We start from the raw sequence: 12,363 nt of genomic DNA, 5'->3' as shown, positions 1-12,363 counted from the left end.
TGTTCAGTTTTCAAAGATCTACTTGGTTGCTTTTGACAACTTTTATATCATATCAAGGATTTCGTTAATTGTCAAGATTTTTTTTAATTAATTAACTGGTCACATTTGAATTAGTTGTTTACTACTGAGGCAACGTTTATTACTTTACCAAGAATAATGACCTTCGTCAAGCCTTTATTTAAATTAAATCTAAAAATATTGATGTAATCGTATACATCTGTACTTTTAATTACTTTATAGGTCTTAAATAAAAAAATAATTTCAAAAATAGACTATTAATCCTGATTTTTGAAATTATTTTTTATTTAATGTTCAACTAATAGTTGCTGCATTTGTAGTGTTTGCGCCTGATTTATTTCATCATACAACTTATTAGCAAGTTGCTCGTTAATTATTCCTGCTATATATTGTGTTTGAACATAATTATATTCTAATTGAAATGCTTGAATAAATAAATCTACTGATATTTTTTCATTCTCTTCGTAATCTCTACGAAAGTGTCTTTGTCGATCTTCGATAAATCTTTCAACATTCTGAATATCATCTAGTTGTCCATGTGCATTAGCCAAACGTTCTTTTGTTAAATCATGTAAATATTGTTCAATTACTTCATGCAATTGATTCTCCAAGTCCCATAATAATGATCGGAAATCATTGTGTATTTGCATTTTTTCTATATTATCTTTAGCCCATTGTTTCCTGGCCTTACTTCTCTGTCCACGAGTTATTTGCCCATGGCTAATATGCCACGCTTCATGCCTAACCTGATGTTCTACTGATCGAATGATTCGATTAACACTTAATCGTTGTCCACCATAATCTGTATCCAAAATTTTTCTGTACGTACTGAGTACTCGGGCAGGATAAATTTCTTTTATCTCATTACTATTTAAAAATTCATCTTCAATTTCATTAATTTTTTTAAATAATTCTTGATGTTTATCATACCCTTGAATATCATTAAACCCTTTTTGTGATTGTAATTGTTGAATCACCGCGTATCTCACATCGTTAGATTGAATACGTTCTGTTAAATGTAAACTAGCGTAATCAATCATTTGTATTCGTGAAAAATTTAATTCTTCTTTATTAAATGATAACTTTTTAGCTAGTAAGATTTTAGGCAACACTAATGCTGGTGTTATCATACTTAATAATATGACAGTAGTTGCAATGATTAAAATTTCTTCTCGATACGGAAAAGCCCGTCCATTTATTAACATTGGTAATGAAAATGCCATTGATAACGTGATTGTTCCGTGTACCCCACTCAACCCAAAAACAAATGCATTTTTTCGTCTTTTTTTTGATTTTGAAGGACCGAAAAAGGCAGCAATATGTGGTTCTTTTCCAATTAATGCCCAAGTGTATCGGATACCAATCATGACTACATAGATTATCAAACCCAGACTCAACAACTCAAACGACTGACTCGTTCCAAGTTTAATCAGTGCCCGGAAAATTTCAGGTAAACTAATTCCCAATAAAATAAATACAATACTGTTAAGCATTGCGGTCAACGTATCCCATATTGTTGACGAAACTAACTGGACACGTGTTGCAGTTAATTTTAAACGCTCGGATTCAATATTATGAACAATCCCTGCAGTTACAACAGCAATAATTCCCGATGTCCCTAGACTTTCCGCCAATAAATAAACAATAAATGGTGTTAACAACGCAATTGGAATAATCGTTAATTCTGGTGAAGTTACCCTCTTATTAAAATACGTTCTAACGATAACTAAGATTCCACCTGCCATAACCCCAACTACAATACCACCAACTGCAACAAAAATAAATTGAAATAATCCGCTATAGATGGAAAATGTTCCTTTTTCCATCACAGATAATGCCAAATTTAACATCACTAATCCACTTGCATCGTTAAATAATGATTCGTATTCTAAGGCAGTATTAACCCCTGAATCAAGTTTTGATGCTGATGTTAAGGATTTTACTGCTATGGCGTCAGTTGGTGTCACAATCGCAGCTAGTGCTATTGCAAGTGGCAATGTCCATCGAACTTCTAATCGATTCGCTAACAACCCTACTATTACAACTGTAATAAGCGCTAAAACTACTGATAATAAAAGTATCGCATGAAAATTTTTACGGATCCCCCTAACAGATGTTTTTTGCCCATCATTAAACATAAGTGGTGCAATAATGAATAACATAAAATATTCTGGTTCTAATTCGAAATTAGCCATGACTGGTACTAATGACAACAACAGACCAATTACAATAAGAATAAAAGCATCTGGTATTTTAGGAAGAATTTCGTGAATTACATTTGAAATAATAATCCCCGCCACAAGAAAAGCTATTACATAAAATAGTGCCATTATGCGTTAACGCGTCCTAACCAATATTTCTTTTTACCACGACGAATAATCACAAATTTGCCATCAAATTCTGTAGCAGGATCAATCATAAAATCTAAATCTTGAATTTTTTCACCATTAATACGAATAGCCCCGTTAGTGATATCTTCACGTGCTTGTCTTTTTGATGATTCAATTTTTGTATTTACTAATAACTCAACAATATTCTCTGGTTCTGCTGCTAATTCAACAGAAGGCATATTTTTAAACCCCTGTTCAATTTCACTCGTCGTTAATTCTTTCACTTCGCCTGAAAATAAAGCTGCAGAAATATGTTCGGCTTCAATTACAGCTTCTGGACTATGAACAAATTCTGTTACTTCTCGTGCTAAGCGGCGTTGTGCTTCACGTTTTTCTGGAGCTGTTTCAACTGATTTTTGGTATTCAGCAATCTCATCTGACGTTAAGAATGTGAAAAATTTCAAATATTTCACAACATCCCGGTCGTCTTGATTTAACCAAAATTGGTAGAATTCATATGGTGTTGTTTTTTCTGGATTTAACCAAACTGCGCCACCAGCTGTTTTACCAAATTTAGTACCATCAGCCTTAAGCATTAGTGGAATTGTTAGCCCATATGCCTTTGTGTCTGAACCTAGCTCTTTATGAATAAGATCAATTCCTGCAGTAATATTCCCCCATTGATCAGCCCCACCAATTTGTAATTGAACATCATGGTGCTTGTGTAAATGTAGGAAATCAACTGATTGTAAGATTTGGTATGTAAATTCCGTGAATGAGATACCAACTTCCAAACGACTTGCAACAACATCCTTTGCGAGCATGCTATTTACATTAAATAACTTACCGTAATCGCGTAAGAAATCAAGCAAGCTAATTTTTGATAACCAATCATAGTTATTTACAATTGAAATATTTGAATCTTGTCCAAATAATTTGGTCATCTGTGCAGTGAGAGCTTGCTCATTATGATGAACTTGGTCCATCGATTGCAGCACACGTTCAGATTTTTTACCACTTGGATCACCAATTGAACCTGTACCACCACCAATAATGATGTATGGATGATGTCCTGCTAATTGAAATCTTTTCAACATCATAAATGGAATTAAGTGTCCGATATGCATACTATCCCCTGTTGGATCAACCCCACAGTATAAGCCAATTGATTTTTCAGACGTTAGTTCACGTAACCCATCTTCGTCTGTCGTTTGATTAATTGCGTCGCGCCATTCTAGTTCGTCAATAATATTCATTTCTGTTTCCTCCTATATAATATAAGTATAAAAAAATCCCTGATATCTAAAAAAGATATCAGGGACGAATTAATTTCCGCGTTACCACCCAAGTTATTATCTACATAATATAGTAGCTAATCGCTCAATCATCGTTAACGAGATGAATCGTTGTTAGCTCCATAGCGTACTTCACTCATCGATAATTCCTGATTTCCAGCGACCACCAGGTTTCTTTAAAATTGATCGATAAATTACTGAACTACTTCATCACTTATAGCTATAATATACGTAAATAAAGTCTAAATGTCAATTTTAACCATAAGAATATTAATACTATAAAAGAGTGTCTTGATTGCATTCTATTTCGTTATTCGATACAATTCACTTACAAATTAAAAGTAACTGGAAAGAAGAGGAATCCGATGACAGAAAAGAAAATGATGTCAGCCGTTGTAATTGATGAATTTGGCGGACAAGATAAACTTAAACAACGTGAAGTAGCTATGCCTGAAATGACGGCGGATCAAGTAATTGTTCAAGAAAAAGCAGCTGGAATTAATCCAATTGATTGGAAAACGCGTGAAGGCTTTTTACAAGGTATGCTTAACTGGCAATTTCCTATTATTTTAGGTTGGGATGTGTCGGGTGTTATCACAGAAGTAGGCGCTAACGTAACCGATTGGAAAATTGGTGATGAAGTCTTCGCACGCCCTGCCACGACTCGTTTTGGTACTTACGCCGAATATACTGCTGTTGATGCTAATTTGCTTGCACCAAAACCTAAAAATATTAGCTTTGAAGAAGCTGCTGCTGTTCCTTTAGCTGGTTTAACTGCATGGCAAGCCCTTTTTGATCATGGTCATTTAGAAAAAGGTGAAAAAGTCTTTATTCATGCTGGTTCAGGTGGCGTTGGCTCTTTCGCTATTCAACTTGCTAAATCAGTTGGTGCTTACGTTATTACCACAACTAGCTCGAAGAATATTGATTTTGTTAAAGGACTTGGCGCTGACCAAGTCATTGATTACCATGAAACTGATTTTGCGGAAATCTTAAAAGATATCGACCTTGTAGTTGATACAATCGGTGGTGACGCACAAGAAAAATCAGTTAATATCTTAAAACATGGCACAGGTCGTTTAGTTGCTATTACTGGGATGGATTCTGAAAAAACAGCAGGTCTTGCTGAAGCAAGAAATGTGACTTTTGATTCAATTTGGTTGGACCCAAATGGTGAAGAATTAACTAAATTAGCTGATATGCTTGAAGATGGCACTATAAAAGTGACCTTAGATTCAGTTCATGAATTCTCTGCAGAAGGTGTAGCAGAAGCTCACGATCGTAGTGAATCTCATCATGCACTTGGTAAAATTATCGTTCGTTTTAAATAAAACCCTATTTAGGTAGTTCAGACTTTTTTGTCTGAACTACCTTTTTTAATTACTAAAAGTAAGTGCTTTCACTGGTGTTAATTCATTGGTAGATTTATACTATCCTTGTAGAATAAAATTTTTCAAGAAGGAGATTTACTATTATGCCAAAAAAAATTAATGCATCAGATGCCATGCTCAAAGTTTTAGAAGATTGGGGCGTTAAAACCGTCTATGGGTTGCCAGGTGGTTCATTTGATTCAACAATGAATGCACTACATAATCGTAAAAATACAATTAATTATGTACAAGTTCGTCATGAAGAAGTCGGCGCACTCGCAGCAGTTGGTGAAGCTAAAGTAACTGGAAAATTAGGTGTTACTTTTGGTTCCGCTGGTCCCGGTGCTGTCCATCTATTAAACGGACTTTACGATGCTAAATATGATGGTGTTCCTGTTCTTGCCTTAGTCGGCCAAGTTGGTACACAAGTGATGAATACAAATTACTTCCAAGAAATGAATGAAAATCCAATGTTTGAGGATGTTTCTATTTATAACAGAACAGCTACTACACCCGAAAACTTACCCATTGTTGTTGATGAAGCTATCCGTCAAGCCTACAAATATAATGGCGTCGCAGTTGTCACAATTCCGACCGATTTAGGTTGGCAAGAAATCGATGACACCTTTGTTTCAACAGCCGCAACACACCAAGAACCTCTTTATCCGATGCCTCGTGATAAACAAATTCAAGATGCCTTAGATATTTTAACAACAGCTAAGACACCAATTATTTATGCTGGGAAAGGTGTTCGTGGCGCTGGAAAAGAATTAATTGAATTATCTGAAAAATTATCATTACCAATCGCAACAACTGCGCTTGCTAAAACAATTATTCCTGATGATTACAAAGCATACATGGGTTCTGCTGGACGAGTTGCTGGCAAACCCGGCGTTGACCTTCTTCGTGGCGCTGATGCTGTTCTTTTCATTGGATCTGATTTTCCATTTGGTGAATATTTCTTTTCTCCAGATGCTAAATTTATTCAGGTCGATATTGATTCTGAAAAATTAGGTAAACGTCATTCAGTTGATGTCCCTATTTTAGCCGATGGTAAGGAAACTTTAATCGCATTAAATAAGGCCGTTAAAACACCAGTTGCACCAACAAAATGGTACAAAGCTGCCATCGCTAACAAAGAAAACTGGATTAAATGGATTGATAGCTTTACTGAAGATGACAGTAAACCACTTCGTTTTGAACCAGTTTTCAATGAAATTAATAAAATTAAAGATGACGATGCAATTTTCCAAATTGATGTTGGTAATGTAACGATTGAAGCAATGCGTTTCTTACGTCTTGGTGAGAAAAATAAATTTACAACATCCGCATGGTACGCAACGATGGGGTATGCACTACCCGCAGCAATTGGGGCTCACTCTGCCTTTCCAGACCGTCAAGTTTTCTCAATTTCTGGTGACGGTGGTTGGACGATGGTCATGCAAGATGTCTTAACACAAGTTAAATACAACATGCCTATCATCAACGTTGTCTTAAGCAATCAGGAACTTGGATTCATCCGCGCTGAACAAGATGATAAACAACAACCACACTCAGGTATTGATTTAATTGATGCTGATTGGGGCGCAATTGCCAACGACATGGGAGCTAAAGGGTATACCGTCCGGACATTAGCAGAATTAAAAACTGCTTTTGCTGAAGCTAAAGGTTCAAAAGTGCCTGTTGTTATCGATGTTAAAGTAACTTCTGACCGTCCACTTCCTGTTGAACAGCTCATTATTGATCCTAAAACACAAGATCCAGATGCTGTTAAAGCTTTTGTTAAAGAATACCAAGCAGAGGGTTTAATTCCATTTCGAGAAATCCTTGAAAATCAAGATTAAATAGTTTTTATTTAATTGATGTATCTTAGCTTAATTAAGTTAAAATACATTTTTTATAGAACAAAAAAAGATATAAAGAGAACCCTTGGGATTGAATTTCATTTCAATCCCAAGGGTTCTCTTTATATACCTCTTCTTATTTCACAATTTTATCAATTTTTGCTAATTCTTCTGGTGCAAAATCCAAATGCTCTAATGCCTTTAAATTATCCTTTAATTGACTCACACGACTAGCACCAATAATAACCGACGAAACAGAATTATCTTTCAAATCCCAAGATAGCGCCATTTCAGCCAATGTCTGGTTGCGATTTTTTGCAATTTCATTTAATTCACGAACCTTTTTAAGTGTTGATTCAACTCTCTCAGTAGACAAGGTATCAAATCGTTTCACTCTAGAATCGTCTGGAATACCATTCAAGTAACGATCAGTCAATAACCCTTGTGCTAAAGGACTAAAAGCAACTGTTCCTATCTGCTCTTGTTTTAAAACATCTTTTAATCCATCTTCTATCCAACGATCTAATAAATTATATCTAGGTTGGTGGACAACGATAGGTGTATTTTTAGCTTTTAGTAATTGAATCATCTTTTCAGCTTCTGGTGCCCGATAATTTGAAATTCCAATATATAAGGCTTTACCTTGGCGAACGAGTAAATCCAAAGCTTCAGCTGTTTCTTCCAACGGTGTATCTGGATCTGGACGATGGTGATAGAAAATATCAACATAATCTAGCTGCATACGTTGTAATGATTGATCCATACTGGCAAACAAGTTTTTCTTTGAACCCCATTCGCCATAAGGACCTGGCCACATATAGTAACCTGCCTTCGTCGAAATAACCATTTCATCCCGGTAGGCACTTAAATCTTCACGTAAAATGCGCCCAAAATTCTTCTCGGCAGCACCATCACCGTAATTATTTGCCAAATCAAAATAAGTAATTCCATTATCAAATGCTGTTTCAATAATATCTTTTTGCGTTGCTAAAGGTGTCTCATCCCCAAAGTTCTTCCATAAGCCTAAGGCAATAGCAGAAACTTTTAATCCACTATTACCGAGGCGATTATAAATCATTTTATCATAACGTTTTTCATTTGCTTGATACATTAACTATCTCCTCCTAAACTAATTACAAATTATATTATAGCGCTTTCACGTCTGCTGGACAATCATTTAATGTTACTTAAAATTCGCTTATCTTATTAATTTGTGCCACTATTATTAGGTAACTGAAGGAGTTGAGTCCATGTTTAAAAAAATAAACGATTATATAAATGTCCATTATATTAAAACATTCATCTTAACGTTAGCTATTGCAACCATAGTTAGAGTCATTGTTGCATTTTTCATAAATAAACACTTTTTGAATGTAGAATTTATTATTGCCGCGATTACGATTGTTATAATTTCACTTTTAATCAGACAAGACCTCAAGAAATAATTAGGTAAGCAAAAATACTGACTCGATACTTTTGACAAAGTACGGAGCCAGTATTTATTTAATTCATGTCCCACTTTTAAATAATTAGTCTTCAAAAACATCTTTTGCAATATTAAATGCAGACCAAGCTTTAGGCCAACCAACGTAGAAAGATAAATGTGTGATAATTTCAGCAATTTCTTCCTTCGTAATTCCATTTGTTTTGCCAATTGCCATATGTGCTGGCAATTGTTCAAAGTTACCACCTGAAATCAAAGCTGAAATTGTTATAATACTGCGTTGATGTGCTGGTAATTCACTTTCACGTGACCAAACTTCACCAAATAAAACATCATCATTTAATTCTGCAAATTTAGGTGCAAATTCGCCTAAGTTATCGCGACCTGCTGTTTGTTTCTTTACCATAATATAATATCCTCCTATTAATCTTTTAATTTACCGTACGTTTCGTCATCAACAGCTTCTAACCATTCAGGTGTCCCTGCTGTAATAGCAACATGTGAGAACCAACTATCTTTTGTAGCACCGTGCCAATGTTTAATCCCGTCTTTTGTGACAACAACATCACCAGCTTTTAAACGTCGTGCTTGTTGACCTTCTTCTTGGTACCAACCTTCACCGGCAGTGACCAATAATAGTTGGTAACCGTCGTGATGGATGTGCCAATTATTACGTGTTCCAGGTTCAAAACTAACATTTCCAACACCAACGTTTATATCTGGATCCGCCACTAACATGTCTAAATAACTTTGACCAACAAAGAAATCTTTATATGCTTCATTTTTTTCACCTATTGGAAAAAGACCGTTTTTAATTTGTTCCTCATTCATTATAATTACCTCACTTTATTTTATACGGTTAACCTAGCGTTAATCGTATATCGCGAATTGTTCTAGATACTTTTCAAAACTAATATCTTCTGACACTTCGTTTCCATTTGTTCTGTGTGAAACTTTTCTGTCATACCAATCAATTTTATGAGAAATAATTTCAATATTATGCTGTAATTCTACCATTTCAGACAGTGCATTTTCTTTTACCTTGCTGAGCATCTCGCGTCGTTCTTTAATGGTTGCATCACCTTGTGCTCGTAGTTCAACGTATTTAGTTATTTCATTAATCCGCATCCCTGTCCCTTTAAGATGAAGCAAAAATCCTACCCATTTAATATCATGTTCCGTGTAATAACGTAAGCCTGCCGAATTACGGTGAGGCTTAATTAAGCCTTCTTTTTCATAGTAACGCAATGTAAAACTTGATAACCCAACTAATTTAGCAAACTCACCAATTTTATATTGTTGCTCATTAGTCATTCAATCGCCTCCTTCAATAGTTTCTATTAAAACACTTAGAGTTGACTCTAAGTCAAGCTTTTCTACATATTATTTTTAATATTAAGGCTTACTCCATCCATCAATTCAGACCGTTCCTACACTAAAATTTAATTCCAACATTTTAAAACAAAATCTTTGCTTAATAATTTTCATTCATGTAGAGTTACATCGAAATAGTTACCATTTCCAGATATATTACATATAAAATAAGAAGAAATGAGGGTTAGCTTTTGTTAGATTTCAAACACATAAACAAAACATTCAAAACAGTTACCGTATTAAACGACTTAAACTTACATATTGATACAGGGGAACTTTTTGTTCTTGTTGGCCCTAGTGGTAGTGGTAAAACGACAACTTTAAAAATGATTAATCGATTAATTGAGCCCACCTCGGGTACTATTAACTTTGAAAATCAAAATATTGATCAGATTCCGTTACATACTTTACGTTCACAGATTGGCTATGTCTTACAGCAGATTGCTTTATTTCCTAATATGACAGTTGCTGAAAATATCAGCTTATTACCAGAATTACAAAAATGGCCTAAAAACAAACAAAGAGAACGTGTCGATGCCTTATTAACACGTGTTGGTTTACCGCCTGAAGCATATCGTAAGAGAATGCCTAGCGATTTATCCGGTGGCGAGCAACAACGAATTGGTATTTTACGAGCAATTGCAACTAAACCAAAATTAATTTTAATGGACGAACCATTTAGTGCGCTGGATCCTATCTCAAAAAAAACATTACAAGATATCGTCATCGATTTACATGAGGAACTACACAATACCATTATTTTCATTACGCATGATATGTCTGAAGCTCTTCGCCTCGGAACTCGTGTTGGTGTTATGCATGATGGCAATCTCATTCAAGTTGGTACCCCTGACGAAATTAGAAATGCACCAAAAAATGATTTTATTTCAGAGTTTTTTGGGTTAGACGTATCCAACACGCAATTTAATTTAGCTGAAATGATTCAAAAATCATTTAGTCTTCCAATTGATGAACTCGCTAATAATCACGTCACCTCAACTCAAACAACATTTAAAGAACTCATATCTCTACTTTCTAAATATACAATTATAAATGTTAAAGATAACGACCAGAATCTCATTGGTGCAGTTGATGCCCAATGCTTAATTCGTTATGGTGCAAGCATGTCTGATAGCGAGGTGGATGACCAATGGCAAATTTAATAACAACTTTTAAAATGCACCGTGCTGATTTATGGACCGCTATTCTTCAACATCTACAGATATCATTAATTTCATTGCTGATTGCAACCATCATTGCCGTCTTTTTAGCAATTTGGTTAGCACAGCATAAAAGAGCAGCAGAAATTATGTTGCAAATTACCAGTGTTTTACAGACAATTCCTTCACTCGCGCTGCTAGGGCTATTAATTCCACTAGTCGGAATTGGAACACTACCTTCAATTATCGCATTAGTTGTTTATGCTTTACTGCCCATTTTTCAGAACACATATGCAGGTTTAACTGGTATTGATCCATCATTAGAAGAAGCCGCAACTGCATTTGGTATGACACGTGCGCAAAAACTTATTCGATTTGAATTACCCTTAGCTATGCCACTAATTATTTCAGGCATTCGTATTGCGCTTGTTCTAATTATTGGAACCGCAACACTAGCTGCTTTAATTGGTGCTGGCGGGTTAGGAACATTTATTTTGCTGGGAATTGATAGAAATGATATGAGCTTGATTATTATTGGCGCGTTGAGTTCTATTATTCTAGCTATTGTTTTCAGTGTTTTAATCCGGCAATTGCAGAATTTAAAGATAAAAACAATTACCATTATATTAATTACTTTAGGATTCCTATTTGCTGTTGGTGCCACAATCAATACTTTCACACATCAGAAAAAAGAATTAGTCATTGCTGGTAAAATGGGGGCAGAACCTGAAATTCTAATTAATATGTATAAAGATTTAATTCAAGAAGACGACGCCAATATCAAGGTTACTTTAAAACCAAATTTTGGTAAAACGAGTTTTCTATACTCTGCATTAAAATCTAATTCAATCGATATTTACCCAGAATTTTCAGGTACGGTACTTGAAGAGTTAGTAAAATCACCACTCAAAAGTACAAATGAAAATAAAGCCTACCAGCAAGCAAAAACCGAAATTAAAGTTAAATCAGATTTAGATTATTTAAATCCGATGGCTTATCAAAACACCTATGCTGTCGCTGTCACTAAAGACTTTGCAACTAAATACCATCTATCAAAAATTTCTGATTTATCACGAGTATCTTCAAAAATAAAGGCAGGCTTTACGCTTGAGTTTCTAAACCGTGATGATGGTTACAAAGGGTTACAAAGCAAGTATCATTTGTCATTTAACACTAAATCTTTTGAACCAGCACTTCGCTATCAAGCCATTGTGAATGGTAATGTAAATTTAGTTGATGCCTATTCAACTGATAGTCAGCTCGTCAAATATAATTTGGTCACATTAAAAGATGACAAGTCTTTATTCCCACCTTATCAAGGCGCCCCACTTGTTGCAAAGGGCATCTCACAAAAATATCCATCCATCAAAAAAAGTTTAAATAAATTAACCGGAAAAATTTCTGATACAGATATGCAAAAAATGAATTATCTAGTTGATGTTAAAAATGTCCCAGCAAGTACCGTCGCACACGACTACTTAACAAAGCAACATCTTTTAGACTAAATAAAAAGTTTGGAATCTCGCTA

General features: G+C 34.9%; 10 protein-coding genes and 1 other annotated feature. Of the genes, 4 read left to right on the top strand and 6 right to left on the bottom strand.

Features of this window, described 5'->3' with window-relative positions; genetic code table 11:
• Positions 1–305 precede the first annotated feature (305 nt).
• Complete coding sequence (locus tag AC1RPG_RS01820; RefSeq protein WP_481761136.1) at positions 306–2,348, bottom strand: cation:proton antiporter; 2,043 nt, start codon at positions 2,346–2,348, stop codon at positions 306–308.
• Positions 2,348–3,604 carry a tyrosine--tRNA ligase gene (gene tyrS / locus AC1RPG_RS01815; protein ID WP_481761135.1) on the bottom strand — a complete coding sequence of 419 codons (1,257 nt, stop codon included), beginning with the start codon at positions 3,602–3,604 and terminating at the stop codon, positions 2,348–2,350. The genes AC1RPG_RS01820 and tyrS overlap by 1 nt, the downstream gene beginning before the upstream one ends.
• Before the next feature lie 57 nt (positions 3,605–3,661).
• Positions 3,662–3,863, bottom strand: a binding site (T-box leader).
• A gap of 163 nt (positions 3,864–4,026) precedes the next feature.
• Between tyrS and AC1RPG_RS01810 the strand changes: the two genes are divergently transcribed.
• Both AC1RPG_RS01810 and spxB read left to right on the top strand, forming a co-directional pair.
• Positions 4,027–4,974: an NADP-dependent oxidoreductase gene (locus AC1RPG_RS01810; RefSeq protein WP_481761149.1), complete on the top strand. Its 948-nt coding sequence runs from the start codon at positions 4,027–4,029 to the stop codon at positions 4,972–4,974.
• A gap of 143 nt (positions 4,975–5,117) precedes the next feature.
• Positions 5,118–6,857 carry a pyruvate oxidase gene (spxB, locus tag AC1RPG_RS01805; RefSeq protein ID WP_481761134.1) on the top strand — a complete coding sequence of 580 codons (1,740 nt, stop codon included), beginning with the start codon at positions 5,118–5,120 and terminating at the stop codon, positions 6,855–6,857.
• Positions 6,858–6,993: 136 nt separating this feature from the next.
• Here spxB and AC1RPG_RS01800 read toward each other — a convergent pair whose 3' ends face one another.
• From AC1RPG_RS01800 to AC1RPG_RS01785, 4 genes are all read right to left on the bottom strand, one after another.
• Entirely contained in the window at positions 6,994–7,968 is a 975-nt protein-coding gene (locus AC1RPG_RS01800; protein WP_481761133.1) for an aldo/keto reductase, read from the bottom strand.
• Positions 7,969–8,386: 418 nt separating this feature from the next.
• The gene (locus tag AC1RPG_RS01795; RefSeq protein WP_481761132.1) at positions 8,387–8,707 is read right to left on the bottom strand and encodes a carboxymuconolactone decarboxylase family protein; all 321 of its coding nucleotides are present in this window, start codon (positions 8,705–8,707) and stop codon (positions 8,387–8,389) included.
• Positions 8,708–8,724: 17 nt separating this feature from the next.
• Positions 8,725–9,132, bottom strand: a complete 408-nt coding sequence (locus tag AC1RPG_RS01790; RefSeq protein WP_481761131.1) for a cupin domain-containing protein — start codon at positions 9,130–9,132, stop codon at positions 8,725–8,727.
• Positions 9,133–9,171: 39 nt separating this feature from the next.
• Complete coding sequence (locus AC1RPG_RS01785) at positions 9,172–9,615, bottom strand: MerR family transcriptional regulator (RefSeq protein ID WP_481762400.1); 444 nt, start codon at positions 9,613–9,615, stop codon at positions 9,172–9,174.
• A 251-nt stretch (positions 9,616–9,866) separates the two neighbouring features.
• On the opposite strand from AC1RPG_RS01785, the gene AC1RPG_RS01780 reads away from it, so the two are divergent.
• Entirely contained in the window at positions 9,867–10,838 is a 972-nt protein-coding gene (locus AC1RPG_RS01780) for an ABC transporter ATP-binding protein (protein ID WP_481761129.1), read from the top strand.
• Positions 10,826–12,340 (top strand): ABC transporter permease/substrate-binding protein, encoded by a 1,515-nt coding sequence (locus AC1RPG_RS01775; protein ID WP_481761128.1) that lies wholly within the window; start codon positions 10,826–10,828, stop codon positions 12,338–12,340. The genes AC1RPG_RS01780 and AC1RPG_RS01775 overlap by 13 nt, the downstream gene beginning before the upstream one ends.
• The last annotated feature ends 23 nt before the right edge of the window (positions 12,341–12,363 follow it).

This window comes from Dellaglioa sp. CoH-57-MRSF-18 (assembly GCF_056781995.1).
This window is presented reverse-complemented; position numbering and strand designations above follow the sequence as displayed.